Source organism: Vibrio tritonius, assembly GCF_001547935.1.
Lineage (GTDB): Bacteria > Pseudomonadota > Gammaproteobacteria > Enterobacterales > Vibrionaceae > Vibrio > Vibrio tritonius.
In genome coordinates, this window is record NZ_AP014635.1 from 764,709 (window position 1) to 791,357 (window position 26,649).

Here is a 26,649-nt window from a genome sequence, read left to right on the forward strand (position 1 = left end):
TCAGTGGCAAATAAAAAGGGTTGAACTCAGTTCAACCCTTTTATACATCGGTATGATTTGAATTATTCGTAAGCGTGACCGTGAATGCCTAACGCTTTGCCATCAAGGAATGCTTTACCTTCTTTCATTTCTAAACGGCCTTCTACAAACCACTGCACTACCAATGGATAAATGCGGTGCTCTTGTGCTTGAACTCGTTCAGTAAGAATCTCAATCGTATCCTCATCGAAGATAGGCACTTTCGCTTGCAGGATAACGGGTCCACCATCAAGCTGTTCTGTTACAAAGTGAACGCTTGTGCCGTGTTCTTCGTCACCAGCCAAAATTGCACGTTGATAGGTATTCAAACCAGGATATTTAGGTAATAGAGATGGGTGAATGTTGATCATTCGACCCATGTAGTGACGAACAAAGTCGCTGCTTAAAATACGCATGAAACCGGCAAGAACCACTAAATCTGGATTAAACTCGTCCATTTGACGCATCAACTCTTGGTCGTAAGCATCACGAGTATCAAAAGACTTAGGGTCGATAAATACTGGTTGAGCGCCTGCTTGCTCTGCTCGTTCTAACCCATAAGCAGTTGCTTTATTCGAAAAAACAGCCGTGACTTTGCCGCCTTTAATGCTTGATTTACAAGCATCAATAATCGCTTGCAAGTTGGTACCATTTCCTGAAATTAAAACAACAACACTTTTCATAGGTTAAATTATCTCTACTTGACCTTCATTAGAATTTGCTGCTGCAATTGTACCGATTACCCACGCAGTTTCACCTTCTTTTTGCAGAAGCTGCACAGCATCTTGCGCTTGATCAGCAGGAAGCGCGATAATTAAGCCCACACCACAGTTGAATGTACGGTACATTTCATGGGTGTCTACATTACCTTTTTCTTGTAGCCAGTTGAAAATTGCAGGCCATTCCCAGCTGTTACCATCGATAACGGCTTTAGTGCCTTCTGGTAGTACTCGAGGGATATTTTCCCAGAAGCCGCCACCAGTAATGTGAGAAATTGCGTGAATGTCATGCTCGGCAATCAGTTTAAGACCTGATTTGATGTAAATTTTGGTTGGAGCAAGTAGGTGTTCACCAACAGTTTTACCTTCCAACATCTCGCTTTTATCTGCTTGAGATACTTCTAGGATTTTACGAACTAGTGAATAGCCGTTTGAGTGAGGGCCGCTTGAACCTACTGCAATGAGGGCATCGCCTGCTGCTACTTTGGTGCCGTCGATGATGTCTTCTTTTTCAACCACACCAACACAGAAACCAGCTACGTCGTAGTCTTCGCCTTCGTACATGCCAGGCATCTCAGCGGTTTCGCCACCGATAAGGGCACAACCTGCTTGCAGACAGCCTTCAGCGATACCTGATACAACGTCTGCAGCTGTGTCTACATCAAGCTTGCCTGTTGCATAGTAATCAAGGAAGAAAAGTGGCTCTGCACCTTGAACGATAAGATCGTTCACACACATAGCAACAAGATCGATACCGATCGTGTCGTGCTTTTGCATATCCAAAGCAAGTCGTAGTTTAGTACCTACACCGTCGGTACCTGAAACTAACACTGGCTGTTTGTATTTGGTTGGTAGCTCACATAGGGCACCAAAACCACCAAGGCCACCCATTACTTCTGGGCGACGAGTTCGTTTTACTGCGCCTTTAATGCGATTGACAAGTTCGTTACCTGCATCAATATCTACACCAGCGTCTTTATAGCTTAGAGAAGTTTTGTTACCGCTCACGGGGAAAGTCCTCGGTCTTAGTTGGATATGAAAACGGCGCTATTCTACCGCCTTATAATCAAAAGGAAAACGTTTGCGCGAGTTTTTTCGTAAGATTTTTTTTGTTTTTTCCCTTGCATTTGCGTAATGATGATTTTGGTAAAGTTAACTTACGCTATTGTTCTTGAGGGGAAATGGCCTAAACCGTACAAAAAGAGAGTAAATCTGTGTATAATCCGAAGGTTTGTTTAAATTATGCCGGAGATGGAAATGAAAGTTGTTGAAGTAAAACACCCGCTAGTAAAACATAAGATTGGTTTGATGCGTGAGGGTGATATCAGCACAAAACGTTTTCGTGAGTTAGCAACCGAAGTAGGTAGCTTGTTAACTTATGAAGCGACCGCAGACTTTGAAACAGAAAAAGTTACCATTGATGGGTGGATGGGTCCAGTTGAGATCGATCAAATCAAAGGTAAAAAGGTGACTGTGGTTCCAATTCTTCGCGCAGGTCTAGGCATGATGGATGGTGTTTTGGAACACATTCCTAGTGCACGTATCAGCGTAGTTGGCGTGTACCGTGATGAAGAAACGTTAGAGCCAGTACCTTATTTCAATAAGTTAGCTTCTAACATTGAAGAGCGCATGGCACTTGTTGTTGATCCTATGTTGGCAACTGGCGGCTCTATGATTGCAACGATCGATCTTCTGAAAGAAAAAGGTTGTGACCATATTAAAGTACTAGTATTGGTTGCTGCTCCTGAGGGTATTGCTGCTCTTGAAAAAGCACATCCAGATGTTGAGCTTTATTGTGCATCAATCGATGAGAAGTTAAACGACAAAGGTTACATTGTTCCTGGTCTTGGTGACGCGGGCGACAAAATTTTCGGTACTAAATAATTAAAATAAGTAATTAAAAAGAGAGGGAGCCAAGTGGCTCCCTCTCTTTTATTGATGCGCGCAGAAAAATGCGAACGCTATTTTTTCAAGCTTAATGTGCCACCCACTTTTTTATGCGTAGGTTTGCTTGGCCGGTTTGAATTATTCGTTGGGCGTGACGCATCATCACGTCTCTGGCTTGGTTTACGCGAGAATTCAGAACGTTCGTTACCTGAACGTTCATTAGTATTACTGCGAGATTGGCGGCCTTTCTTGGAGTTAGGTGCATGACGGAACTCTTCTGCATTGTTACCGCGAAATGTCCGAGGTTTCTGATTACGGCGCGCTTTGGATGTTTGGTTTTCTTCACGGCTATCGTAAAGTTTTGCCGCCGTCGCTTGACGAATTTTCTTGCCATTGGCAGCAATGCTTGACGCTTCTTCTGTTCCGCTAGAATCTTCACACAAAGAGAGAAGTTGTGATACTTCATCATCACTCAAATAACGCCATTCACCATTGGGAAGGCCATCAAGAGAGATATTCATAATCCGGACACGGCGCAGTTTGTAGACTTCGTAACCGAGAGCTTCACACATACGACGAATTTGGCGGTTTAGTCCCTGAGTCAAAACGATACGAAAACTGAATTTGGTTTCTTTTGTTACGGTACAAGGAAGCGTCACCGTATCGAGGATATTCACACCACTCGACATCTGCTTGATGAAGTCATCGCTGATGGGCTTATCAACACGAACGACATACTCTTTTTCGTGATTGTTTCCAGCGCGCAAGATCTTATTCACGATGTCGCCATCATTGGTCAAAAAAATCAAACCGTCAGAAGGTTTATCGAGACGACCAATAGGGAAAATACGTTTTGAGTGACCAATGAAATCAACAATATTACCCGGAACATCTCGTTCGGTTGTACAGGTAATGCCAGTTGGTTTATTAAGTGCAATATAAATGGTGCGAGGTTTGGCGCCGACAGGTTTTCCATCAACGCATACTTCGTCTTGGATAGTGACTTTAGTTCCCATCTCTGGTTTTTGACCATTAATGGTCACTCGACCTTGTTCGATAAGTTTATCGGCCTCACGACGGGAGCAAAAACCTGTTTCACTGATGAACTTATTGAGGCGTTTTTCTTCCGGTTGCGACATGGAAATCTCCTAATAATCTTAGAGGGGGGGTCTATTAAAAGAGCCACAACTCAACGCGCTCTTTAGTCAAAAGAGCGCGCATTCTAACAGGTCTATGGTTTCAGCCAAGTCGTTTTTGATGGCGCTCGCGGTTTTCCATTTTTTTCTCATCGCTCTTACGCAGTAATACATAAACAGCACCAGTGCCGCCATGAAATTGCAAAGCACTGTGGACACATTGTACTTCTTTTATTTGTGGTAACCATGACGCGACATAGCTTTTCATTAAGGCTGGTGGATTTGAACGTGCACCTTTACCGTGAACAATCATCACAGTACGGATGTCCATCCGTAAACACTGGCGTAAAAAGGCCACAATTTCATCCCGTGCCTGTTGTAGGGTTCTTTTATGCAAATCAAGTCTTGCTTGAATGGGGTATTTTCCTAAACGGAGTTTGCGATACACACCATCTTGAACACCATCACGTTTAAACTCGATCACGTCCTCTGGTTTGAGCATTGGCGCGTTATCGATGGAGAGATATTCTGGATCCCCTTCACTCAAGTGGGTGGCAGCTTCGCGTCTGGCTAAATGCGCTTCGGTTACCTGTATCGACTTTGGGTGTTCAGCTGTATCTTGTTTAATAGGCTTTACGTCACCCATCATTTGCTGGAACAGCTCGAAATCGTCTTCTTGAGACATAATCAATTATCTCGAATCCATGAATAGGTTATTTGATTATAACAATGCGGCAAGCAATGGGAATAAAAGACAAATAAAAAACCGGAGCAGGAAAGGGTCTACTCCGGTGCGTAGCGTCACTCTATCTTTCAATAGGTGCTAAGCGATCTAGTGAGGAGATTTGTCGTTCAGGACTTTGTCACAATAAAAAAGATCGCCAAGCATCGCTTTAGTTTGTTCTTGGATGTCCATTACCACTGAATTAGCCCACAGTGTAACCATACTGGAGAGTCCTAGAACCACCTTTTTTATTGCAAAGTATCGAAGACAGAGCTTAAGTTAAGGGTTACTCATTTTACGTACATTGATCTATATCAATGTTATTCGCGCGATTCATTTTCGCATATTGGTGATGGGAATTTAGTCACATTTTTCATGGGGTGGCGGGTTTTTGAGCGAACGGAATTTATTTGTAAGAAAGTGCTTGCGCCAGAAAAAAGAATCAGTAATATACGCATCCGTTCCCGATGATAAATACATCGGTTGAGCAACTCGGTGAATAGCGCAGTTTGGTAGCGCATCTGGTTTGGGACCAGAGGGTCGGGGGTTCGAATCCCTCTTCACCGACCACTTTCTAAGAAAGCCCCGGCAGCAATGTCGGGGCTTTTTTGCGTTTAGAGCCAAAGCTTATCCAGAGCTAGCGGGATTGTGCGCATTTACCGCAACGATCTCGATCTGGCCCCCTCCTTCTTTAGAGGGAGGGCTGGGGAGGGAGCTAGCGCGCACGGAAGTTACTGTCTTCGCGATATTTTCCGAGTCTTCTACTCAAAATCGCAGTCTGCAGCTTTAGCTTGATTAAGCCTTGTCACCGAAAACCCCTGCTTTTCCATCAGATCTAACACATTATTTGGCCCAATTAAATGCAGCACACCAACGACCATCACATAATTGCCTTGGGAATCGGGATAAAAGCTGGTTGAACTGAGCTTATTGGCCCAATCGAGATTACGTTTATCCACCACATCATCACGCATTTGTGCTGACATGCCATCTGCTTCAGCAAAACGCATCAAATTATTTTCATCGCCCGCTTTCCAGCTCTGAATTAAGCATTGCATAGTGGTTTCACTGCTTTTCCACTCTTTGAGCATGCCGAGTAAAAGCTCTTTCCCGTCATCAGGCTGTTGAGTGAGTAGGTCAATTTGAAATTGTAATTTCTCAAGGCCAATCACAGGAATGTTGTGCTGGGTCGCTTGGCTAAGCATCCGAGTATCGACCCCATTTCCTGAATGGTAACCCAGTTGGCTTAAATGATCATTTTGCAGAGCAATGGCTGTTGCCCATGGTGCCATCTCGCGGTATCGATCAGAATTCAACCCCAAGCTTTTCGCCATTGTAGAGAGCTGTGTTAACTGCTTTTTATTGAGAATATCTTTGGTCTTAACGGTTTGTGGTGGATATGTTACTCCGTTGGTGTTGCGGGTATCGGTTTCAACGATTAATCCTGAACCTTGGGTTAGGGTATCAGTAATGATTTTAGGTAAAGGATACATGGATGGAGTACCAACATGCACTGAGCCGATAACATAGAGGTTTAAATCTCCTCGGCTTACTTGCCAGTACAAAGGTTCTGCTTTAGTTACTGTAGTAAACAGCGCGAGAACGCCAGCAAGTACACGTAAATTCAACGGCATAGAATTGAGATCTCCAGTATTGGCTTGGATTTACTGTAGAGGTTTTCGTTGTAGATTTAAAGTATTAACCAGAGACACCACAGACAAAAAAGCGCAGAACTGAATGTCTGCGCTGTATTGCTCGTTGCGAGTGTTAGCTACTGAGTTTATCGCTTAAACAAGCGTAAGCGGTTGGCATTGCTCACCACCGTAATTGAGGAGAGTGCCATTGCCGCACCGGCAATCACTGGGTTGAGCATAAAACCAAAAGCAGGGTAGAGAACCCCCGCAGCAATAGGTATACCCAACGTATTGTAAACAAATGCACCCATTAGGTTTTGTTTGATGTTTTTAACGGTGGCCTTAGATAACTCAATGGCGTCAGCAATCGCCAGTGGTGACGAATTGAGCAGCGTCATTTGAGCACTTTCTATTGCAACGTCACTGCCAGATCCCATTGCGATACCAATATCTGCCTGAGCCAATGCGGGCGCATCATTAATCCCATCACCAGCCATTGCAACAGTGCGTCCCTCTTGTTGTAGCTTGGCAATATGTTGCGCTTTTTGATCTGGTAGTACTTGAGCTATGACTTGGTTGATCCCGATCTCTTTCGCGATAGCGTTTGCAACAGAGCTTTGGTCACCGGTTAACATCACCGTGTGGATGCCCATACGATTGAGCGTGTTGATGGCGCTAATTGCACTCTCTTTTAATGGATCGGCAATGGCGATAGCGCCGATGACCTTGCCATCGCTTGCGATCACAACCGGGCTCCAAGCTTGCGCTCTATAACGGTTTAGTACGTCGGCTAAGGGGGCTAAGTCCACGTTGCTGGTTTGCAAGTAGCCAATTGAGCCTACCGTGATTGTATGCCCGTCAATGTGACCTTTTAGGCCTTTGCCGCGTTGGTTAGCAAAGTCGGTTACCTCTGGGGCATTAAGATTTTGCTCTTTGGCATGCAGGCAAACTGCTTTGGCTAGTGGGTGCTCGGAGTGTTGCTCCAAGGCATACGCTAAAGTGAGCAGCTCATCAGCACTCATAGTTAATGGATCAATTGATTGAATGGTGGGGCGTCCCTGAGTCAAGGTGCCGGTTTTATCAAACACCACTGTGTCTATTTTGCTGGCACTTTGCAGCACATCGGCATCTTTGATCAAAATACCCAGTTCGGCTGCTTTGCCCACACCTACAGTGACGGACAGCGGTGTCGCTAAACCGAGCGCGCAAGGACAAGCAATAATGAGCACCGTGGTGGCCGCGACTAACATGTAGCTGATTTTAGGCTCTGGCCCAACTAAGTACCAAACTAACGCAGTAACAATTGCAATGGCGACAACCACAGGAACAAACACCGATGAGATCTTATCTGCCAACTTAGCTAAAGCGGGTTTACTGCTTTGCGCTTGGCGAACCAACTGAATAATGCGCGACAACATAGTTTGCGCACCAATACCGGTTGTTTCAATGACGAGTGAGCCATCTTGGTTAATGGTTCCTGCTGACACCGTTTCCCCAACAAATTTATGATTAGGGATTGGTTCTCCGGTAAGCATTGATTCATCCACATAGGAATCCCCGCTGACTACCTTACCATCCACGGCCACTTTTTCACCCGGTTTGATACGCAATTGCATACCTTGTTGGATCTGCTCGACCGCTATGGTTTGATCCCCTTGTTCGGTAATCAATGTCGCTTGTTGTGGCTGAAGGTTAATTAACGCTTGCAGCGATTGAGTGGTACGCGCCTTGGCTTTTGCTTCAATGTAATGACCAAGAGAAATTAAACCGATGATCATTGCACTTGCTTCGAAGTAAACGTGGCGAGCGGCATCGGGAAATGCGCTTGGCAGAATCACAACAAAAATAGAATAGAGCCAAGCAACACCGGTTCCGAGCGCGACTAAGGTATCCATGGTCGCGCGCCCGTGAGTTAATGACTTCCAAGCACTAGTGTAAAAGTGACGACCAGCGGTTGCGAGAAGCGCTAGACAGATAACGCCCACTATGCCCCAGCTCATCTGTTGCGTGGTGGTTTGAATCGCCATGTCACCACCCAAAACGCCCCACAGCATTAAAGGTACACCGACCACTAAGCCCATGATGGCGCTACGTAAGTGTTCCTTTTTAACCGTCTCTAGCTGTTGTTGCTGCTTTTCTTGTTGCAACGCAGGGTCGTCGACCCATTCTGCTTGATAACCGGCATCGGTCACCGCTTGAATTAACTCTTGAGCCAGACTTTTATTGGCAATCACCAACGCGCTTTGTTCCGCTAAGTTAACTTGAGCACGTTGTACCCCCTCTACTGAGAGCAGGGCTTTTTCAACGGAAGAGACACAGCTAGCACAGCTCATCCCCTTAACTAGGAGATGCGTGTGAACGTCTTTTTCAAGAAGCGTGCTAGCTTGTTGCTGTTTTGTAGAGGGGGTCTCCTCTGTAGTCACGTCATTACTGGTTGGTTCTGATGTTGCGATATCGTCATTGGCTGCAATTGCTTTAAAGCCAACCTCTGCGACCTTTTGCTCAATCTCTTGAGGAGAAAGGGAAGTAACCAGCGAAAGATGCTCTTTGGTAACCTCTAAGCGAGCAATGTTGTGTGCTTCCTGTAAATGCGTGGTGAGTTTATTGACGCAGCCACCACAATGCAGACCTTCTAGGCCAAATTCATAATGGTGACCTGCGGCAAACCCAACGGCTTCAACGCTATCAAGTACTTGATCTAATGATGCATCCGCCTCGAAATCGATATAAGTCGGGGTGAGTTCTTTAATGGTAACTGTGAAATCTTCATTGAGTTGACGCTCTAAACTGCGCGCGCACCCCATGCAATGAAGACCGGTGAGTGGTAAAGCATAATGGCTCATAAATTAGCCCTCCAAAGCTTAGATGGTGCTAAGCATAAACCTTCCCCTAAAGGTAAGGTCAAGGGGAAAAGATGGCAAATATGGTTCATATGAACAAGATAATCGGGAAGATATTGATATTAGAGCCAAACGATAATTGTCGTTAATATCCCCACAGTGATAGAATACCGCGCAAATTTCGCTTACGCTGTCGATTTAGCGCAAGCTTCTGACAAAGGTAATTCATAATGACGGTTAAAACTCGTTTTGCTCCAAGCCCAACAGGCTTTCTTCATGTCGGTGGTGCTCGTACGGCACTGTACTCTTGGTTGTATGCTAAAAACCAAGGTGGTGAATTTGTTTTGCGTATCGAAGACACTGACCTAGAACGTTCTACTCAAGAAGCAGTAGATGCGATTCTTGAGGGCATGACTTGGCTTGGTTTGGATTGGGATGAGGGTCCTTACTACCAAACTAAACGTTTTGATCGTTACAACGAAGTTGTTGACCAACTGCTTGCAGAAGGCAAAGCGTACAAATGTTATGCATCAAAAGAATTGCTTGATGAGGTTCGTGCAGAGCAAGAAGCGAACAAAGAACTGGTTCGTTACGATGCAAACCATCCAAAAATTAAAGCAGTAAACGAAGCAGCAAAAGAGGGCGATCCTTGCTGTATCCGTTTCCGTAACCCAACGGAAGGTTCTGTTGTATTTGATGATCAAATCCGTGGTCGTATCGAATTCTCAAACAGCGTATTGGATGACTTGATCATCCGTCGTACTGACGGTTCACCAACCTATAACTTCTGTGTTGTGGTTGATGACTGGGATATGGGTATCACACACGTAATTCGTGGTGAAGACCACATCAACAACACACCTCGTCAAATCAACATCTATAAAGCACTTGGTGCTGAAGTTCCTACTTTCGCTCACTGTGCAATGATTCTTGGTGATGACGGTGCGAAATTGTCTAAACGTCACGGCGCGGTTTCGGTTATGCAATACCGCGATGAAGGTTACTTGCCTGAAGCACTAATCAACTACCTAGTACGTCTAGGTTGGGGCCATGGCGACCAAGAAATCTTCACTAAAGAAGAGATGATCGAGTTCTTCAGCCTAAATGCCATTTCTAAATCAGCATCAGCATTTAATACTGAAAAACTACTTTGGTTGAACAACCATTACATCAAAACGCTTGCGCCTGAATACGTGGCAAGTCACCTAGAATGGCATTTCGAACACCAAGGTATCAACAAAGACAACGGTCCTGCACTGACAGATCTTGTTGCGCTAATGGGTGAACGTGCTCATACGTTGGTTGAGCTTGCATCTCAATCTCGTTACTTCTACGAAGACTTCTCTGAGTTCGATGCAGCTGCAGCGAAAAAACACCTTCGTGGCGTAGCGAAAGAGCCGCTAGCTCTTGCGCTAAGCAAAATTGAAGCGCTAACGGAATGGACTGCTGAGAGCCTACACGGTGTGATTGAAGCAGTATGTGCTGAACTAGAAGTGGGCATGGGTAAAGTAGGTATGCCACTGCGTGTTGCTGTGACTGGCGCAGGCCAATCACCTTCAGTAGATGCAACCATGCAGCTGATTGGTAAAGAGCGTGTGATTGCTCGTATCAAGATGGCAATTGAATTTATCGAACAACGCGAAGCAAACGCGCAATAAGCGATTTTCGATAAATAAAAGGTAAGTCAAGAAAACGCAGCGATTGTATCGCTGCGTTTTTTTGAAAGAAGAAAAGCACAAAGAGTCGGGGCTATGTTTTATTGGATATCTTGTATTAAAGAGGGGGCATTTAGTAATAGCTATTTCAGATCGATACTGTTTAAACGCCCCATGTAAATCAGAATATCTAAATACTCTTTATGTGCCTCAAGTAAGGCTTTCTTCGTTTTACTGTAAGCGGCTAACTTGCCATGTTTGTTAATCGAACACACTACGCTCTTAAAGGTGCATTGTCCTTTAGCATCATAGTGGCGCCATGCTGCTATATAACAGGCGTCTCTGCAATCTGGGTTTTCGAGAGTAGGTCTCGGTTTATAGATGATTTTCGGTTCTAAACTATGAGGTAGACGAGTCATGAGATAAGGATCTTTCAGAATACGTCTCCAGTGTTTGCCCCACATTTCAGAACCCAGTTCATTGCGCATGCGAATGGCTTTTTGTAATCCGCGTTTTTCACCTATACGAATGTAACCAACAGAGCGGTGTAACACATTATCTTCTGGGGTATGAATGTGGATTTTATACGCGGTTTTGGCTTTAGAAATAAAGCGATGGCCGGTATTGGTTTCCAAATTACTCTTCTTCATGTTCTCTTCTATCGCTACTCGACGTTGACAGTACTGTGCTCAGTTTGGGATGTTCATTTCCCTATAGGTATTTTTGAGTACAGTAAATCTTGTGACGGTTTCTCTCTCGCACGCGGCATCCAACGCGTGTTGTATAACTACCTATAGAGTGGCCAAATGAGTTGATTTTTTATCATCAACCAAAGCAAAGTAACGGAATTAAATCAGAGTTAAGTCAGGACAATGCGAGAATAAGCGAAGCCTGAACAATATGTTCAGGCTTCTGTGAAGTGGGTTCAATAACATTTGTGTTTGAATGCTAGCGGTCATTAAAGTTGTGCAGTGAGTTGGCATATACCCGAATCACCTTAAAATACTGAAACGGTATTTTGAGGTCACTTGGGTATAAAAAATGGTCAATGTTTCGCATCGCGCTTATGGTTACCTCACTACACTGCTGATATAAGGCAGATTAAGGTTTAGGTCGTACGCTTTTGCGCCATTGCGACCGTGCTAAAAAGGTGTAGGTTTCTGGTGGTGTTTCTGGCGACAATGCCACGAGTCGCTTGACTATGGCTTGTGCCATCTCTTCTAAAGGTTGCTTAAAGGTGGTGAGTTGATAGCTATGCCAACTGGCTTGTTCAATGTCATCGAAGCCGATAACACAAATGTCTTCTGGAATTTTCAGAGCAAATTCTTGTCTGGCTACATCCATAAAACCGCAGGCAATCAAGTCCGTTACACAAAAGACGCCATCGGGGCGTTGTCGACCAGAGAGTAATTGGCGGGCGGCTTCCACACCAGTTTGATACGCAGTTGGACCGACTCTTAGTAAGGAGCAACTGTGTTGATGCTCTTCGGCAGCCTGAATAAAAAAGCGTTCACGCGCCAGCAAGCTTGGTGATTGGTTAGTTGAGGAAATAACGGCTAACTTCTGACATCCCGCTTCATTAAACAAATAATGAGCGTCAGCCATGATCGACTCGTAATCAATCACAAAGTGATCGGCACCTGCAAACTGATGACCACGGTTGATCAAAATAACGTGTTGACCACTATCGATACAGGTTTGCACATACTCATTATCGGGAGTACCAGAGAGAACGATGGTAGCAAAAGCGCGGTAGTTAAGCGTTTGACTGAGTGATTCATTGGTGCTTTCGCGTCCACCGGCGGTATTGATCACCATAACGGCTTTACCCGCACGCTGTAGATTTTGGGTCAAAATATCGAGAAGACTGGCTTGAAAGGGAGCGTTTAAGTTGGCGCCTAAAATACACACCGGGCGGCTCGAATCTTTCGAGAGACTGCGGGCGAGATGATTCACGTGATAATTAAGCGTCTTTGCCGCTGCGAGTACCTTTTCGCGAGTTTGGGTTGAAACACTGGCTCCAGGAGTGAAGGTGCGTGATACAGCAGAGCGCGAAACGCCGGCAAGTTTGGCCACTTCAGCGGCACTAGCCATGGTTTTGGGTATCGTTTTGGGGACAGACGCTTTCATAGGGGTATCTACTCAATGTGGTGTTATCAATTAAATCAATTGCTGTGTTCGCAGTAAGTTATGCATTTTTACCGCTTGTTCTGCGAGGTTTTTCAGTTCAGGTTTAGGTGTCTCATACCATTCATCAGGATGAAGCTCTCGGGTTGTGCGAATATGTGCGATAGCGGCATCCAGTGTTGGGTATTTCTCTGGTATTTCCAGATGTAAAAACAGTGCAACAATGGTCACGGAACGGCTGCGTCCACCGCGGCAATTAACCAAGATATTGCCCAACTCACGGTTTTTGTATGACGGTTTATTGGGGATTTGTTGAGCCAGTGCTGAGCGCATCAGGTAGTAGCCAGCTAGGAGCATTTCAGCACTGTTTCCCGGTCCGTCAATAAGGCCGAGTTTGTAATAGCGAACAGGGCCTGAGCCAAACGAATTCGCGGCTTCACTCCATTTTCCATCGCGCTCTGTTACCCAATCAATATCCAAGTTGACCGCGCAATTGAGTACGATTTTAATATCGAATTCTTTCAATAGTGCGACATTTGCTGTGCCTTCCGAACCACCGATATAGATATTGACATGCCAGTGTGGAATGTCATTTTCAATCAAACTGATCGGGGGACGAGGATATTGTGGTGCAGGTTGGTGGGGGTTCTCTAGGTTCATAAATCTACCGAGTTAGTTAAATTGAATTGGAATCTCAACGGCTTGAGATAGGGCTACTGCAACATCTGGGGTAGCGGCGAAAATGGCTCCCCCTTGTTTAATCGCAGCGTAATCTTCTGGATAGCTGCCGGTGTAACCACCCGCTTCTCGAACAAGGAGCAATCCAGCCAGACAATCCCAGGCGTTCATGTGCAGCTCGGCGTAACCATCGGTTCTCCCTTCCGCTACCCATGCCAGAGCAAGAGCACCTGAAGCGCCGCGGCGGATATTAGCCCCTAAATCGAGGAGATTTTTGACCACATCCAGATAACGACTTTGCGGCACGCGTTTTGACCAGCCCAATTCAAAGGATGTGCTATCGAGAGAATGGGTCTGAGATACGTGGAGCGGTCGCTGATTTTTGCGGGCGTACTGACCTTTTCTGGCGATATAAAGCTCTTCGGTTACTGGGTTATAAATTGCCCCCAGTTCAGTTTGTCCCTCAGAGACAATGGCGATGGAGACACAAAAGTGGCCGATGCCACGAGCATAGTTTGCGGTACCGTCAATCGGGTCAATTACCCACAGGTATTCGCATTGTTCATCAAAACCGCCTGTCTCTTCACCAAAAATACCGTCGAGAGGAAATTGCTGGTGGATCACGTCGTTTAAGTAATGTTCGACCAAGCCATCGGCTTCGGTTAAAAAGTCTTGTTTGCCTTTTAGCGTAAACTCTTCAGGTGATCGTTGGTGAAAATGACTTAATGCCAGCAAACCTGCTTTTACGATATGAGTTTTTAATGCGGCCTCACGCAGTTCTAACGCTTGATTCAATGGTGTTGTCCTAATAGCGAAGTGCCTGCGGTACATTCGCTAATGTTGTATAAATCGATGAGGTGATTTAGGGATACGCTCCTCATCCGTATTACGATGAACACAAGATTACTTGTGGTAACTCAAGTTCCATAGGTCTTGCCAATCTTGACGGCTTTGCCAGTCGCTCTTAGCTGAAGATGTCTGGTAACCCATAATTTCTTGGCGGTAGTTGGCAATACCCGATGGTTCGTTATGTGGCAAATCCACTTGATTATTGGTCGACATCTTGCCATCAACGCCTTGCGGTGCGATGCCTTCCGATGTCAGCATGTAGTGAATAAACAACTTGGCCGCATTTGGGCTATGCGTCCCTTTGGCTATTAAACCTAAGCTTGGGTAGCTCCAGCCAGCAAAAGGCTTAAGACCATGGCAAAGACCCAACTTCATGCCATCTTTGTTATTACGAAACTTTGCTGTGCTGATAAGACCCACAAAACTTTGTTTCACATCGGGAGCACCAATTGCTTGAGCGGAGTCGCTATCAGAATGAGTCAAAAGCGGCCCATTTTCTGCGAGTGCTTGAACAAAAGCGGCGGTTGCTGAGCTCTCATCGGTTTGCAGTGGTCTACCAAACTCTTGCTGATAAGCGGCAGCAACTTGTTGGTCATAATGCGTTGCCATTTGGTTAAACCAGTCGGTATAAGAGGGTTTACCGAGCGGGTCTTGCATGGTTACTTTGCCTCGCCATTTAGGCTCAGTTAGCTGCCAGATGTTGGTGATTGGACATTCACTGTATTGCGCAGTGTTGTAAGCCCACACGTTAGGTGCCAGTACCACAGTCAAAGGATTTTGGTAGGTCGCGTCAATGTGGTTTTTTAAATCTGCTGGCGTCCAACTGTACACATAGCCTTTCGCCAGCAGTTGTTGAGTTGCTGCTGGTGCATCTGACAGAAAAGCCACATCCGCTTTCACATTTCCTGCTTGTGCTTCGCGGGAAATGATTTCCAATATTTGTGGTGCTTTTGCTTTTATGCCAATCGCTTTTACACCATATTTTTCGCTAAATGCTTTGGCTTGTTTGAGGATTTTGCCGGTAGAGTCGTACACGGTAATTGGTGCTTCATGCTGGGCAGCCTCAATCAGTTTCGATACGTTGAGTGAGTCTGCAGCAATTGCTGAACCCACACAGCCAAGCAGTAATGGCAGAGTCACTAATTGGCGAGTAACTGTCTGTTTCATCGAGATAATCCTATAGTTGCAACGTCGGAGAAGACGAGCTAGCAATTGATGGTTGATGGGGTGTTTCTCTGTTTGAATATGAACAACAAGAAGCCACTTGATAACCGCTGGTTTGTGCTGACAGTAAATTTAAGCGGGTTCCTTGGGCATCGAAACCGTGCAGCGCATCGATAGGAAGTTGGCAACGCACGACTTGATTTACTGTCCAGCGGGGCATTATTTGTGTGGAATGACTTAAAATGACATTGCCTGTTTGCAGCTCAATCACCCAGCTTCCCCCCGTAGGAATAATATTGGTTACCGTCGCTGAAAAGCCATTTGGATCGTCGTTGATGATAATCGACTCAGGTCGTACGCCCAATTTGACTAAGTTATCTTGGTGCACCATTAAAGGGGCTAGGTAGTGACCTAATTCACTTTGGCAAAACGTATGGGGTTCAAGCCAATTAATGCGAGGGTTACCGATAAACTGCGCAACAAATGGATTGGCAGGTTGTGCGTAGATCTCATCGGGTGTTCCCACTTGTTGAATCTCGCCTTCACTCATGACAGCAATGCGTGTTGCGAGCGTCATCGCTTCCCATTGGTCATGACTGACGAACACAATGGTTGTGCCGAAGGTTTCATGAATACGGCGCAGCTCTGCTCGCATCTCTAACCGTAAAGACGCGTCCAAATTGGACAGTGGCTCATCAAGGAGTAGGACTTTAGGGTTGACTGCGAGCATGCGGGCCAGAGCAACACGTTGCTGCTGGCCACCAGAGAGTTGTGAAGGATAACGTTTGGCATATTGTGCGATGCGCAGTTTTTCTATCACCTCTTGGCAGCGTCGTTGCCGCTCTTCTGTTGGGACTTTTTGCAGCCGTAAACCAAAATCCACATTGCGCTCAACGGTCATATGTGGCCAGAGTGCATAGCTTTGGAAGACTAAGCCAATGCCACGGTGTTCTGGTGGCACAAATTGCGCATCACTGACGGAGTCTACTATTTGTTCACCAATTTGGATGGCGCCACCAGAAGCGCTTTCGATGCCTGCAATCATGCGTAGCATGGTGGTTTTGCCACAGCCCGATGGACCAAGTAAACACATGAACTCACCGTCTTGTACGGTTAAATCAATGCCTTTTACAGCGGCACTTTGGCTACCAGAATACTGCTTCACGAGTTTTGATAGGGTAATAGTTGGCATATTAGCTCTCCAATCCTTGTGCTAACCCCGTACCTGAGATCTTTTGGATTAGCACAGTGCCAGACCAAGCCAGCAGTGCGATCATCAAGACCACAGCATTAGCTGCTTGTTCGTAGTTGTAATCGATAAGGCGCAATGAATAGGTGGTTAATACATCGGTCGCGGGGATTGCCAAAATAATGAATAGACTCACGCCTTTAATGCCGGAAATGAATGGCAATAGGATCCCTGTCATCAGAGGACCTGCTTGAATCGGAATGACAATGCGAGTTAAGCGGGTAAACCAACCTGCTCCTGCAATACGTGCTGCTTCTTCTGCTTCTTTGCCGAGTTGGGTCATGGCGGCAATGCCTGAGCGGCTGGCAAAGGGCATTTTCTCTGCCACTAAAGCAATGATGAGCAAAATAGGAGTTCCATATAAGGCCGGAATGGGGCCGCGGGCGACAGCAAAAAGCGATAAAAATGCAGCGGCAAAGGCGATACCGGGAACCAAATAAGGCATAAAGGTTATTTGACGTAAAAACTGACTGACCCAACGAATATTGACGCGAAGTACAGCGTAGCCGACTAACAATCCTAATAAGCCGGAACACAGTGAGGCAATTCCCACAATTGATAAGGTATTCCATGCCGCTTGCCAAAATTCAGGCGCAAGCAAAATGCCACTTTTCATCGCAATGGTATCGAGGTTTTGGCCGATCCAGTAATCAAGGGTGAAATTCTCCCAAGTAAATCGACCTGGCAAAATCATCACGGTGGATAAAAACAGAGTGATGAGGGGGATGACTACGCCAATAGCAACAAACACCGAGGCAATCGTTGCTGCAGAAAAGCGCCACTGACCTAATGCTCGAACTCGATTTTGGCTACCTTTGCCACCGACAGTAACGAACCGGCGTGCTTCTTTCATCATGCGGGTATCAATTAATAAAGTGATGATACCGATGAGCATAATGACACCGGCAATCACTGCGGCAACTCCGGTTTGGCGAGAGTCGAGTGCGCGATATAGGCCTGTGGCTAATGTGTCGTACCGTACTGGCAAACCTAAAATATAAGGAACAGCAAACTCGCCAATGCAGTCGGCAAAAATCAAAAGAGCAGAGGAAAGCAAAGCAGGACGTACGAGGGGCAAAATGATCGCTAAAGCTATTTTGTTGGGCTTGGCACCAAGGATGCGCGCACAATCTTCGAGCTGACCATCGAGGCGACGTAGGGCATTGCCGACGATTAGAATCACCAATGGCGTATAGTGAATCACTAGAATGACCACGATAGGAAAATAGCCATAAGCGAGCCAGTTTGGGGTATGAATACCCATCGCTTCTAACCATCCCGGCTGACCACCGATAGTGCGGTTTTTGAAAATAGTGGTCCAAGCTAAAGCGAAGGTCCAAGTAGGCAGCATGAACGGGACAACCAGGGCATTAGCGAACCATTTTCTTCCTGCCATATCGGTACGGTTAACTAACCAAGCCAGGGTAACACCAAGTAGAACTGCGAGAACAACGGTGGTTAAGGCGATAGTGATGGTATGGGCTAGCGGTGTCCAAAGCAGTAACTCAGACATGCGTGACATCAGTGTACGAATTAGATAATAGTTTGTCACACTACCTTCGGGGGAGTGCACACGTGTGCTATCACCGACTTGCACAATGAAGGAGTCGGTCAATATGGAAAGAACCGGTGCCAAAATAAGATAAGCAAAAAACAGCGCCAAGATCAGGCCAAGAATATTGGCGGGTTCGTGACGAGCTAAGGTCAATTTACGGTTTAATGAACGCCACAGTGAAGGTTGCTGTGCAAGTAAAGGTTCCAAGATCCATCCCTTATTGTCAAAAGGTATGGCGGTAATATAGAAATGGACTGTGACAGTCCAGTGACGATTTTGCACCTACGTGCAAAGCTTCATCAAACTGTCATCTTGGATCTTTTTATTAACATTTACGGTGCTCAGGCATTAAAAAAGCAGCACAACGGCTGCTTTTTTAATTTTGGCGTCCCCTGCGAGATTCGAACTCACGTCTAAGACTTAGGAGGTCCTTGTTCTATCCAGCTGAACTAAGGGGACAAATTGTGGACGAGGATTGTATACCAATTTTTTTTATTGGTGAACCTGGTTGTACTTTAACTGATTGTAATTTGTGCAGAATACCCATCTTTATTGAGCGCCTTGTACGTAAGGCGCAAAAATAAGGGTCTTTCTAATTACTAAAATTATCGGTGAGTACTTTATTCATTACATCGCCAATTTGAACACTCGACGCCAGATCTGGTTGATCAATTTTTGCTTCGGCGTCATGGTCATAAACTCGAGATACGGTAAGAGTGACATCACTACGACTCACTTTGGCGCGTGGAATGCCACGTTGATCAATGAAAGACCCCGTATGCCATAGGACTAATTTGTCACCTTCGTGTACGCCATGTATACGACCTAAGCTAATGGACACCGTGTTGTCAAAACGTGCCACCACTTCTGGTAACGTCATCTTGCACGCCATTTTTGACTCCATGTCCAACATAATATTACGGCTAACTCTTCGCAGCATTTCTCCATAGCTTGAGGTCCAAAAGCGTGATGTGCTGGTATCTACTTGGCTGGTCCTATCAAATGGCCAAATAGCCTCTTCACGATAGGTTTTCTCCATCACACTACTGCCTGTTTTACCGTCATATACTTTCATATCCAAAGCAAATTGACGATTGATGCTGTATTGGCTTAAGTTGCTTTGCATAATGGTTGCACTGAGGTCGGTGATTTCACCGTGAATAATATATTGTGCACCAGTGTCTTGAGCGATCATTTCTACTCGTTGCGGTGTATTATCATTAATGGCGTAAGGCGTTTGTCCTAGCGAAACAAAGCTGTGTGAGTCGAGCTCAAACTGGCGGCTTAGTATTTTAGAGAAGTCTGTGCCTAAGTCATAAATTTGACCCATAACCGCTTGTTGTTGAGAGGCAATATCAATTTTACTGAACAATAGGGTCTTTTTATATTGGCCGATGTGGCAACCTGTTGCCGAAGGGTAGATATCAATTCGTATTTTTACACGCATTTCATTGCCATAGCTACGAGCTTGCTCTACCTCGATATAACGTATCTCATTGTTGGTGAACTGGTATTCTCTACGATCGGTACTGAGTAGGGCGGTAATATTACTAATATTGCCGATATCTCCTCCGGCAAAATCCACGGCTTTGTAGACGGCATCTTCTAAAGCGTGAAGGCGAGCGCTGTCTGTGGAGGATACAATCGATGCCGTTCCTGTGACTTCATACCACGCTGCATTTGCTGGTGATGCAAATGCAAATAAAGAAGCCATTGATATTAATGGAAATATAATTTTTTTCATCGTAATTTACCAGTCAGGTATAAATTTTGCTTTTCATATCGTAGCTGATGTAGACCAGGCTATTTTGAATGAGTTAACACATTTAGAAAAGCAAAGAGCGTTCCAGTTTTACGATTGAGAGAAAACGGCTCTTACTACTTGAGTGATGAATGGAGATGAAGAGAATGAAAAAGTGGCTTCCTCTCGTACCTGCGATGTTTTTAACCGCATGTGCGTATGCGCCCATTTATAACGGTAAAGAGCCGTATAGTGGGTCGCAATTTATGTTGATGTCGAGCCCACAACATACGTTGAACTACTTTGTAGAAAGTATGACGGATGATTTGGTGAAATCGAATACCAGTGTGACGGCACGTACTCCAATTGCGGTAACATCATTTGTCGACCTGCAAAATTTGGATTCTACCAACTGGTTGGGTAATACCGTATCAGAAGGGTTTATTAATCAATTACAACAACGTGGATTTAAGGTTGTCGATTTTAAAACAACGGGTTCCATTCAGGTAACCAATCAAGGCGACTTTGCTTTTAGTCGAGATTGGAAAGAGTTGTCGAAAGAACAAGATATTCAATTTGTGCTAACAGGCACAATGCTGCGTCAAGAAGGTGGCGTATTGGTCAATGCTCGTGTGATTGGTTTACAATCTCGAGTGGTGGTTGCTACAGCTCAAGGTTTCTTGCCAGCAGACCGTATTGGTCGTGATTTGGATACGCTCAATATTATGCGTAGCCAAGATGGCATTTTAATTCGCTCTGACCCATCTATTTCTGAGCGTCATACGATCATTTTGCGTCATTAAGAGAGGCCCACATGAAAACGTTTGTTTGTTTTATTGTTACGGTACTCTTTTTATCAGGATGCCAACCTTTGGTCGCCATGCGTGCTGATGATTTTTTGACTGCGGTTGGCTATGCCACGATTAGTGAGCAAAAAGGTCGTGATGATCATGAGCGGCAAATTCGTGCGATGCGTGCATCGAAAGTGGATGCTTATCGTGAATTAGCAGAGCAAGTTTATGGCATGCGCGTGAGTGGTCGTGCCGAAATGCAAGATCAACGCTTAGGGTTAGAGAGAACCTCAGGTGCAGTCGATGGGGTTATCCGCGGAGCTGAAGTGGTACGTAGCTATAAAGTTGGTGATAGCTATGTAACTGAATTGCGATTAGATATTCGTAAGATGGAAAGATTGCGCGATTATGGCGAGGTACAACAAGTGCCGGAAAGACGCCAGCAAACCTTATTCTAAATTCTCTCTTCATCACTCAATAAAAAAGCGGCTTTTAGCCGCTTTTTTATGCTTGAATACTTTTTATACCCAAGTAACTACCAAAGCATACAAGATCTATGCTTTTATATTGGTGCCTAGTGTTGAAACACTGCGTGTTTGTCCGGTCGCATTGTAAGTCATGCCTGTTTTACCCAGACTTTGCTGCATAAGGTTGTTTAGCTTGTTAAAGCTTAACTGAGCACGATTTAAAGCTTCACCATTAATCATATTGGCTTGTTGACAGTCGGCAACAATTGCACGAATTTGCTCAACGAGATCGTGTAAGTACTGATCCTCTGTTAGGCTCGAAACATGAGGATGAGTGGCAATTCGTTGATCGGTTTGTTGCAATTGAGAAATTAAAGTGAGTTTTTGCTTAGCGAGGGTTTCGATATCCACAGACACGCGCGATGTAATCGCGATTTTCTCGTGTTCAAGGAGCTCAGTTAAGCCCTGCGCATTTTGTAACTGAAACTCGACTAAGTCTTTTAGAGCTGCCATAGCCTATTCTCTCTATCGAAGTGGCGGCTAAAAACCACCAAGTTCTTTTTCGAACTTGATCATGTTATCCGCCAGCTTATCAGCGTCAACCACATAAGAGCCATTGGCAATGGCTTCTTTAATTGCGGCTACCTTAGCGCTATCAAAGCTTGGTTTGCTTGCCATGTCATTTTGCATCTCTCCAAGCGCTCGGCTTTGCGAGCTAAGCGATACTGCGTCCTTAGGTTGACTCGTGCTGCGAGCCTCTTTCGAACTGCTGGAAGATACATTGCTGTCTGAACGGTTCAGAGAACGATTCGTTGTTGATAACGATTGCCCTGAACGGATGTTATCAATGCCTGCCATAAATTGAGCCTTTAATCAATGTAAAACTGTTAATATCAGTATCGACTGCTGTAACGAATACTTTAGCGCTTTTATTACTTGTCCAGTAAATAATTTGTCTAGTGATGAGATCTTAAGCTAGAACTGTACCATCACTTCACCGATTCCGCTTACTTTTGCATCAATTATACGGTTAGATTTATCATTTTTCACCTTTATCTGATCACCAAGTATCCCGTCAGACAAGGCTGTGCCTTTGGTTGTTATGCTCATCCCTGCAGATTGAGCGCGAATAATGACCTTTTCACTGCGACATACAAAACAGATGTCATTGGTGGTGATAACGCCTCCTAAAGAGACATTGCGTTTTAGTTTTGCCCCTTCAACCATTTTCGCAGAGGAAAATCCTTGCCGCCTAAAACGCAGCAGATTTACCATACTTATACTAATATTTTGGGAAGTGATGATTTGGCCTCTGGTGAGCGGTGATGCAGCCGTGACCAGAGGAACAGTGAGTGTCAGTTTTACGGGGACATAAATTTTCCAATCATCAGCGGTGCATTCGACCAGAACCGTAATATAGCTGGCGGAACCATTATGTGATGATGCCGATGTTTTTAATGGTTCTGGACATTGGGTAGCATATACACGAGGATCAATATCCGACGCTTGTGCTTCCACTTCACTTCCGACCGGTTTTTCTGCTGTGTTGAGAACGTGATGTTCAGCAGCTTCTTGAATTAATTTTATTTGTTCAGGTGTCGCGCAGTGCACATTAACGCTAAAGAAAAGCAATAAAAAGCCGATAGGGTTGTAAAATATCTTACAGAAAGCTCTACACTTAGATTGGATATGTGATTGATTACGCTTTTTCATGAGCATATTTGGTTCTCTGGTTTCTTTATAGCCTTTAGTAGACTATCACTTTTTAGGACAAAAGTTAGAGATGGAGATTAGCTTATGACGGGTATCCTTGATTCAGTGAATCAGCGTACGCAACTCGTCGGTCAAAACCGATTAGAATTATTGACGTTCCGTTTAAATGGTCGGCAACGTTATGGGATTAACGTCTTTAAAGTTAAGGAAGTTCTCCAATGCCCTAAATTGACAGCGATGCCTAACTTGCACCGCTTGGTTAAGGGGGTCGCCCATATTCGAGGGCAAACAGTATCGGTAATCGATTTAAGTTTGGCGGTTGGAGGTCGACCAACGCCAGATGTCACCAAAAGCTTTGTCGTCATAGCCGAATTTAACCGCACAATTCAAGCCTTCTTGGTCAGTTCTGTTGAGCGCATTATCAACATGCATTGGGAGGCTATTTTGCCCCCACCAGATGGTGCTGGTAAATCAAACTATCTTACAGCGGTAACCAACATCGATAATGAACTTGTTGAAATTATTGACGTTGAGAAAATTCTTGCTGAAATTGCGCCCATTGATGAAGCGATGGATAAAAGCATTGGTGAAGAAATCGCATCAGCAGAAGCTGAAAAAGAGATCGTGCGACGTATATTAATTGCTGATGATTCGACAGTTGCTCGAAAACAAGTTCAGCGAGCTATTGAATCTATTGGTTTCGAGTGTATCCTAGCTAAAGATGGTAAGGATGCTTATGAGAAGCTTCGCGCAATGGCGGAAGAGGGCAGTGTCTATGATCAAATTTCACTCGTGATTTCGGATATCGAAATGCCTGAGATGGATGGATATACTCTGACCGCCGAAATTCGTCGTGACAGTGGTCTTAAAGATCTCTACGTTATTCTGCACTCATCATTGAGTGGGGTGTTTAATCAAGCCATGGTGGAACGAGTTGGGGCGAATTCCTTTATCGCTAAGTTCAACCCCGATGAGCTTGGTAATGCGGTGAAAACTGCACTAATAAAATAAAAGAGAAATGAATGACTGCTATAACTATAAGCGATCAAGAATATCGTGAATTTTGTCGGTTCTTAGAATCCCAGTGTGGCATTGTCTTAGGTGACAGCAAGCAATATCTTGTTCGTAGCCGTTTAAGCCCTTTGGTAACTAAGTATAAGTGTGGTTCTCTTTCAGATCTGCTGCGTGATGTGGTGTCTGGTCGCAATCGCGATTTGCGCGTTGCAGCAGTGGATGCAATGACAACCAACGAAACATTATGGTTTCGTGATACTTACCCATTTCAAGTACTTGCTGATCGTCTTTTGCCGGAAATGGCAGCCAATAAACGTCCAATTAAAATTTGGTCAGCTGCCAGCTCGTCAGGTCAAGAACCCTACTCAATGGCAATGACCATCCTTGAAGTGCAGCAGAAGCGCCCTGGTTTTTTGCCAAACGTTTCGATCACTGCAACCGATATATCCTCCACTATGCTCGATATGTGTCGCGCTGGTGTGTATGACAATTTGGCCTTGGGGCGTGGTTTATCACCTGAGCGTCGCCGAACTTTTTTTGAAGACGCTGGCGATGGCAAAATGAAAGTGAAAGACAATGTGAAACGTCTAGTCAACTTCCGTCCTCAAAACTTGATGGAAAGTTATAGCCTACTGGGTAAATTTGACATCATTTTCTGTCGTAATGTGCTGATCTACTTCTCTGCTGACATGAAGTCTAAGGTGCTTAACCAAATGGCCAGTTGCTTAAATCCTGGCGGTTACTTATTACTTGGTGCATCTGAATCCTTGACTGGTTTAACGGATCGTTTTGAAATGGTTCGTTGTAACCCTGGCATTATCTACAAGTTGAAATAGCCATAGTTTGGTAAATGTTTGGCAAACTATTCCTAAGCCCGGCACCTTGCCGGGCTTTCTTTTGCCGCATCCCTTTCCTTTTGCACGCGGCAACTCTCTTCCTATCTAACATACCAATTCCTTGCTTTTTGTTATATACATAAAAGTGACATTCCAAACTATATGGTGCGCTTATTGCTTTATCTTCGATGAGTTAATCCATTATCACGTAATTAGCCGGCAATTAAAAAGTTGGTACGCTAATTGCAAAACTTTCAACAAGACGGTCAGTTCTGAATATAGAGGCAAACATGGCTATTTCTTTTGACAAAGCTCTAGGGATTCACCAATACACGGTGGGCGTGCGTGAGCGTAATGCTGAGTTGATTGCAACCAACATTGCTCAAGCCGATACTCCTGGGTATAAAGCAAAGGGAATGGACTTTCAAAAGGCATTGCAGGCGGCAAGTTCGGGGGCAAGTATTAGTCTTGACCTTACCAATGGTCGGCATATTCCTGCCTCTAAGACAGTAGCGGGTGAGGTGCTTTACCGCACTCCAACACAACCCGATACTGGTGACGGTAATACAGTTGATGTGGATTTGGAGCGTAATTTGTTTATGCAAAACCAATTGAGACATCAAGCTTCCCTTGATTTTTTAGGGGGCAAGTTTAAAGGCTTAACTAAAGCGATTAAAGGGGAGTAAGTAGATGGGCTTATTTAGTGTATTCAATGTGACTGGTTCTGCTATGAGTGCTGAGTCGGTGCGTCTAAATACTACCTCAAGTAACTTAGCAAACGCAGACAGTGTTAGCAGCTCAGCGAAAGACACTTATAAAGCGCGTCATGCTGTGTTCGGCGCTGAATTAAGCAAAGCACGTTACCGTAACGATCCGAATGTACCAGTCAAAGTTATGGGAATTGTGGAAAGTAATAAACCCTTAGTGGCTGAGTATAATCCTGATCACCCTCTCGCGAATGCCGATGGTTATATCTACAAACCAAATGTCAACGTGATGGAAGAAATGGCTAACATGATCTCTGCTTCCCGTGCATATCAAACGAATGTGCAGGTGGCAGATGCAAGTAAACAGATGCTGCTGCGTACGCTGCAGATGGGTCAATGAGGATAAGGGGGTAGCGTATGGCCGGAGTCAACAACGTTGGTCAAAGCGGCTTGTCCTATGTTGATCAGCTGAAGAGTCTGCAAGAGAACAAAAAGCCAGACGAAGCAACGGGTAAGAAAAATCTGAAACAGGAAGATTTCTTATCTTTGCTGACTAAGCAATTGTCTCAACAAGATCCTTTTAAGCCGGTCAGCAATGATCAGATGATTGCTCAAATGGCTTCATTTGCGACGGTTGATGGGATTGGCAAAATGAACAAACAGTTCGAAAGCCTCAACTCATCAATGACCTCAAATCAGGCTTTACAGGCATCATCTCTGGTCGGTCGTGATGTTTTAGTACCGGGAGCTGCTGGTCTCAAAAAAGATAATGCAGGTATGGCGGCAATGGTCAAAGTGCCAAAGTCGGTCGATAACCTGATGATTCGTATTGAAGACGAACATGGTCAGCTTGTTCGTACCTTTGATGCAGGCGCCAAATCGACTGGTGACACTCGCATTGATTGGGACGGCAAAGACCAGAACGGTAATCCATTGCCGGGCGGAAAATACAAAGTAAAAGCGGCAGGCCTAATTGATGGCGCCAGCAAAGACTTTGATGTATCCACCTACGCCAACGTGAATAGCGTATTACTCGGCAAAGGTAATGGTAATGTACTGCTCAATCTGGCTGGTTTTGAATCACCAGTTCGACTTGCTGAAGTACTGGAAGTTGGCAAAGCATAATCTGCTACGAGCCAGATAGG

General features: G+C 45.0%; 26 protein-coding genes and 2 tRNA genes. 10 read left to right on the plus strand and 18 right to left on the minus strand.

What is annotated here, in order from left to right; translation table 11 throughout:
• Nucleotides 1-62: 62 nt before the first annotated feature.
• Entirely contained in the window at nt 63-701 is a 639-nt protein-coding gene (gene purN, locus JCM16456_RS03515; protein ID WP_068712428.1) for a phosphoribosylglycinamide formyltransferase, read from the minus strand.
• 3 nt (nt 702-704) lie between these two features.
• Nucleotides 705-1,745, minus strand: a complete 1,041-nt coding sequence (gene purM, locus JCM16456_RS03520) for a phosphoribosylformylglycinamidine cyclo-ligase (protein WP_068712430.1) — start codon at nt 1,743-1,745, stop codon at nt 705-707.
• 249 nt (nt 1,746-1,994) lie between these two features.
• On the opposite strand from purM, the gene upp reads away from it, so the two are divergent.
• A complete protein-coding gene (gene upp / locus JCM16456_RS03525) occupies nt 1,995-2,621 on the plus strand; it encodes a uracil phosphoribosyltransferase (protein WP_068715868.1) in 627 nt (208 codons plus the stop codon).
• A 77-nt stretch (nt 2,622-2,698) separates the two neighbouring features.
• On the opposite strand, the gene rluF is transcribed toward upp, so the two are convergent.
• Both rluF and smrA read right to left on the minus strand, forming a co-directional pair.
• Nucleotides 2,699-3,763: a 23S rRNA pseudouridine(2604) synthase RluF gene (rluF, locus tag JCM16456_RS03530; RefSeq protein ID WP_068712431.1), complete on the minus strand. Its 1,065-nt coding sequence runs from the start codon at nt 3,761-3,763 to the stop codon at nt 2,699-2,701.
• A gap of 100 nt (nt 3,764-3,863) precedes the next feature.
• Entirely contained in the window at nt 3,864-4,445 is a 582-nt protein-coding gene (gene smrA, locus JCM16456_RS03535; protein WP_068712433.1) for a DNA endonuclease SmrA, read from the minus strand.
• Between the two features lie 532 nt (nt 4,446-4,977).
• Here smrA and JCM16456_RS03540 point away from each other — a divergent pair.
• Nucleotides 4,978-5,054: transfer RNA gene (locus JCM16456_RS03540), tRNA-Pro, on the plus strand.
• Between the two features lie 191 nt (nt 5,055-5,245).
• On the opposite strand, the gene JCM16456_RS03545 is transcribed toward JCM16456_RS03540, so the two are convergent.
• On the minus strand, nt 5,246-6,118 hold the full coding sequence (locus JCM16456_RS03545) for a TraB/GumN family protein (RefSeq protein ID WP_068712435.1): 873 nt from the start codon (nt 6,116-6,118) through the stop codon (nt 5,246-5,248).
• Nucleotides 6,119-6,264: 146 nt separating this feature from the next.
• The gene (locus JCM16456_RS03550) at nt 6,265-8,961 is read right to left on the minus strand and encodes a heavy metal translocating P-type ATPase (protein ID WP_068712437.1); all 2,697 of its coding nucleotides are present in this window, start codon (nt 8,959-8,961) and stop codon (nt 6,265-6,267) included.
• 227 nt (nt 8,962-9,188) lie between these two features.
• Between JCM16456_RS03550 and gltX the strand changes: the two genes are divergently transcribed.
• Nucleotides 9,189-10,616 (plus strand): glutamate--tRNA ligase, encoded by a 1,428-nt coding sequence (gene gltX, locus JCM16456_RS03555; RefSeq protein WP_068712439.1) that lies wholly within the window; start codon nt 9,189-9,191, stop codon nt 10,614-10,616.
• A 140-nt stretch (nt 10,617-10,756) separates the two neighbouring features.
• Here the strand turns inward: gltX and JCM16456_RS03560 are convergent, their stop codons facing one another.
• The 9 genes from JCM16456_RS03560 to JCM16456_RS03600 form a co-directional block, all read right to left on the minus strand.
• On the minus strand, nt 10,757-11,263 hold the full coding sequence (locus tag JCM16456_RS03560) for a Fe3+-citrate ABC transporter substrate-binding protein (RefSeq protein WP_068712441.1): 507 nt from the start codon (nt 11,261-11,263) through the stop codon (nt 10,757-10,759).
• 451 nt (nt 11,264-11,714) lie between these two features.
• A complete protein-coding gene (locus JCM16456_RS03565) occupies nt 11,715-12,743 on the minus strand; it encodes a LacI family DNA-binding transcriptional regulator (RefSeq protein WP_068712443.1) in 1,029 nt (342 codons plus the stop codon).
• Between the two features lie 30 nt (nt 12,744-12,773).
• Complete coding sequence (locus JCM16456_RS24080; RefSeq protein ID WP_068712445.1) at nt 12,774-13,400, minus strand: protein-tyrosine phosphatase family protein; 627 nt, start codon at nt 13,398-13,400, stop codon at nt 12,774-12,776.
• Nucleotides 13,401-13,412: 12 nt separating this feature from the next.
• Complete coding sequence (locus tag JCM16456_RS24085; protein ID WP_068712446.1) at nt 13,413-14,213, minus strand: inositol monophosphatase family protein; 801 nt, start codon at nt 14,211-14,213, stop codon at nt 13,413-13,415.
• A 108-nt stretch (nt 14,214-14,321) separates the two neighbouring features.
• On the minus strand, nt 14,322-15,434 hold the full coding sequence (locus JCM16456_RS03580; protein WP_068712448.1) for an ABC transporter substrate-binding protein: 1,113 nt from the start codon (nt 15,432-15,434) through the stop codon (nt 14,322-14,324).
• A gap of 10 nt (nt 15,435-15,444) precedes the next feature.
• On the minus strand, nt 15,445-16,623 hold the full coding sequence (locus tag JCM16456_RS03585) for an ABC transporter ATP-binding protein (RefSeq protein WP_082712208.1): 1,179 nt from the start codon (nt 16,621-16,623) through the stop codon (nt 15,445-15,447).
• Between the two features lies 1 nt (nt 16,624).
• Nucleotides 16,625-18,442, minus strand: coding sequence for an ABC transporter permease (locus JCM16456_RS03590; RefSeq protein WP_197655209.1), 1,818 nt, complete (start codon nt 18,440-18,442; stop codon nt 16,625-16,627).
• Between the two features lie 176 nt (nt 18,443-18,618).
• A tRNA-Arg gene (locus tag JCM16456_RS03595) sits at nt 18,619-18,694 on the minus strand.
• 133 nt (nt 18,695-18,827) lie between these two features.
• Nucleotides 18,828-19,979, minus strand: a complete 1,152-nt coding sequence (locus JCM16456_RS03600; RefSeq protein WP_068712450.1) for a flagella assembly protein FlgT — start codon at nt 19,977-19,979, stop codon at nt 18,828-18,830.
• 164 nt (nt 19,980-20,143) lie between these two features.
• On the opposite strand from JCM16456_RS03600, the gene JCM16456_RS03605 reads away from it, so the two are divergent.
• Nucleotides 20,144-20,779, plus strand: coding sequence for a FlgO family outer membrane protein (locus JCM16456_RS03605; protein ID WP_068712452.1), 636 nt, complete (start codon nt 20,144-20,146; stop codon nt 20,777-20,779).
• An 11-nt stretch (nt 20,780-20,790) separates the two neighbouring features.
• On the plus strand, nt 20,791-21,225 hold the full coding sequence (gene flgP / locus JCM16456_RS03610) for a flagellar assembly lipoprotein FlgP (protein ID WP_068712454.1): 435 nt from the start codon (nt 20,791-20,793) through the stop codon (nt 21,223-21,225).
• Nucleotides 21,226-21,321: 96 nt separating this feature from the next.
• Here the strand turns inward: flgP and JCM16456_RS03615 are convergent, their stop codons facing one another.
• The 3 genes from JCM16456_RS03615 to flgA all read right to left on the minus strand — a co-directional run bounded on the left by JCM16456_RS03615 (nt 21,322) and on the right by flgA (nt 22,953).
• On the minus strand, nt 21,322-21,747 hold the full coding sequence (locus tag JCM16456_RS03615) for a flagella synthesis protein FlgN (protein ID WP_068712456.1): 426 nt from the start codon (nt 21,745-21,747) through the stop codon (nt 21,322-21,324).
• A 27-nt stretch (nt 21,748-21,774) separates the two neighbouring features.
• A complete protein-coding gene (gene flgM / locus JCM16456_RS03620) occupies nt 21,775-22,092 on the minus strand; it encodes a flagellar biosynthesis anti-sigma factor FlgM (protein ID WP_068712458.1) in 318 nt (105 codons plus the stop codon).
• A gap of 117 nt (nt 22,093-22,209) precedes the next feature.
• Entirely contained in the window at nt 22,210-22,953 is a 744-nt protein-coding gene (flgA, locus tag JCM16456_RS03625) for a flagellar basal body P-ring formation chaperone FlgA (RefSeq protein ID WP_068712460.1), read from the minus strand.
• Between the two features lie 78 nt (nt 22,954-23,031).
• Between flgA and JCM16456_RS03630 the strand changes: the two genes are divergently transcribed.
• The 5 genes from JCM16456_RS03630 to flgD all read left to right on the plus strand — a co-directional run bounded on the left by JCM16456_RS03630 (nt 23,032) and on the right by flgD (nt 26,629).
• On the plus strand, nt 23,032-23,958 hold the full coding sequence (locus JCM16456_RS03630) for a chemotaxis protein CheV (protein ID WP_068712462.1): 927 nt from the start codon (nt 23,032-23,034) through the stop codon (nt 23,956-23,958).
• An 11-nt stretch (nt 23,959-23,969) separates the two neighbouring features.
• Nucleotides 23,970-24,797 (plus strand): CheR family methyltransferase, encoded by an 828-nt coding sequence (locus JCM16456_RS03635; RefSeq protein ID WP_068712464.1) that lies wholly within the window; start codon nt 23,970-23,972, stop codon nt 24,795-24,797.
• Nucleotides 24,798-25,087: 290 nt separating this feature from the next.
• The gene (gene flgB / locus JCM16456_RS03640) at nt 25,088-25,483 is read left to right on the plus strand and encodes a flagellar basal body rod protein FlgB (RefSeq protein WP_068712466.1); all 396 of its coding nucleotides are present in this window, start codon (nt 25,088-25,090) and stop codon (nt 25,481-25,483) included.
• A gap of 4 nt (nt 25,484-25,487) precedes the next feature.
• Nucleotides 25,488-25,904: a flagellar basal body rod protein FlgC gene (gene flgC / locus JCM16456_RS03645; RefSeq protein ID WP_068712468.1), complete on the plus strand. Its 417-nt coding sequence runs from the start codon at nt 25,488-25,490 to the stop codon at nt 25,902-25,904.
• A gap of 17 nt (nt 25,905-25,921) precedes the next feature.
• Entirely contained in the window at nt 25,922-26,629 is a 708-nt protein-coding gene (gene flgD / locus JCM16456_RS03650) for a flagellar hook assembly protein FlgD (protein ID WP_068712470.1), read from the plus strand.
• Nucleotides 26,630-26,649: the final 20 nt, after the last annotated feature.

Coding starts and splice junctions, on each gene's coding strand:
- purN (WP_068712428.1), bottom strand. CDS start 701: ATGAAAAGTGTTGTTGTTTTAATTTCAGGAAATGGTACCAACTTGCAA.
- upp (WP_068715868.1), top strand. CDS start 1,995: ATGAAAGTTGTTGAAGTAAAACACCCGCTAGTAAAACATAAGATTGGT.
- rluF (WP_068712431.1), bottom strand. CDS start 3,763: ATGTCGCAACCGGAAGAAAAACGCCTCAATAAGTTCATCAGTGAAACA.
- smrA (WP_068712433.1), bottom strand. CDS start 4,445: ATGTCTCAAGAAGACGATTTCGAGCTGTTCCAGCAAATGATGGGTGAC.
- JCM16456_RS03545 (WP_068712435.1), bottom strand. CDS start 6,118: ATGCCGTTGAATTTACGTGTACTTGCTGGCGTTCTCGCGCTGTTTACT.
- JCM16456_RS03550 (WP_068712437.1), bottom strand. CDS start 8,961: ATGAGCCATTATGCTTTACCACTCACCGGTCTTCATTGCATGGGGTGC.
- gltX (WP_068712439.1), top strand. CDS start 9,189: ATGACGGTTAAAACTCGTTTTGCTCCAAGCCCAACAGGCTTTCTTCAT.
- JCM16456_RS03560 (WP_068712441.1), bottom strand. CDS start 11,263: ATGAAGAAGAGTAATTTGGAAACCAATACCGGCCATCGCTTTATTTCT.
- JCM16456_RS03565 (WP_068712443.1), bottom strand. CDS start 12,743: ATGAAAGCGTCTGTCCCCAAAACGATACCCAAAACCATGGCTAGTGCC.
- JCM16456_RS24080 (WP_068712445.1), bottom strand. CDS start 13,400: ATGAACCTAGAGAACCCCCACCAACCTGCACCACAATATCCTCGTCCC.
- JCM16456_RS03580 (WP_068712448.1), bottom strand. CDS start 15,434: ATGAAACAGACAGTTACTCGCCAATTAGTGACTCTGCCATTACTGCTT.
- JCM16456_RS03585 (WP_082712208.1), bottom strand. CDS start 16,623: ATGCCAACTATTACCCTATCAAAACTCGTGAAGCAGTATTCTGGTAGC.
- JCM16456_RS03600 (WP_068712450.1), bottom strand. CDS start 19,979: ATGAAAAAAATTATATTTCCATTAATATCAATGGCTTCTTTATTTGCA.
- JCM16456_RS03605 (WP_068712452.1), top strand. CDS start 20,144: ATGAAAAAGTGGCTTCCTCTCGTACCTGCGATGTTTTTAACCGCATGT.
- flgP (WP_068712454.1), top strand. CDS start 20,791: ATGAAAACGTTTGTTTGTTTTATTGTTACGGTACTCTTTTTATCAGGA.
- JCM16456_RS03615 (WP_068712456.1), bottom strand. CDS start 21,747: ATGGCAGCTCTAAAAGACTTAGTCGAGTTTCAGTTACAAAATGCGCAG.
- flgM (WP_068712458.1), bottom strand. CDS start 22,092: ATGGCAGGCATTGATAACATCCGTTCAGGGCAATCGTTATCAACAACG.
- flgA (WP_068712460.1), bottom strand. CDS start 22,953: ATGCTCATGAAAAAGCGTAATCAATCACATATCCAATCTAAGTGTAGA.
- JCM16456_RS03630 (WP_068712462.1), top strand. CDS start 23,032: ATGACGGGTATCCTTGATTCAGTGAATCAGCGTACGCAACTCGTCGGT.
- JCM16456_RS03635 (WP_068712464.1), top strand. CDS start 23,970: ATGACTGCTATAACTATAAGCGATCAAGAATATCGTGAATTTTGTCGG.
- flgB (WP_068712466.1), top strand. CDS start 25,088: ATGGCTATTTCTTTTGACAAAGCTCTAGGGATTCACCAATACACGGTG.
- flgC (WP_068712468.1), top strand. CDS start 25,488: ATGGGCTTATTTAGTGTATTCAATGTGACTGGTTCTGCTATGAGTGCT.
- flgD (WP_068712470.1), top strand. CDS start 25,922: ATGGCCGGAGTCAACAACGTTGGTCAAAGCGGCTTGTCCTATGTTGAT.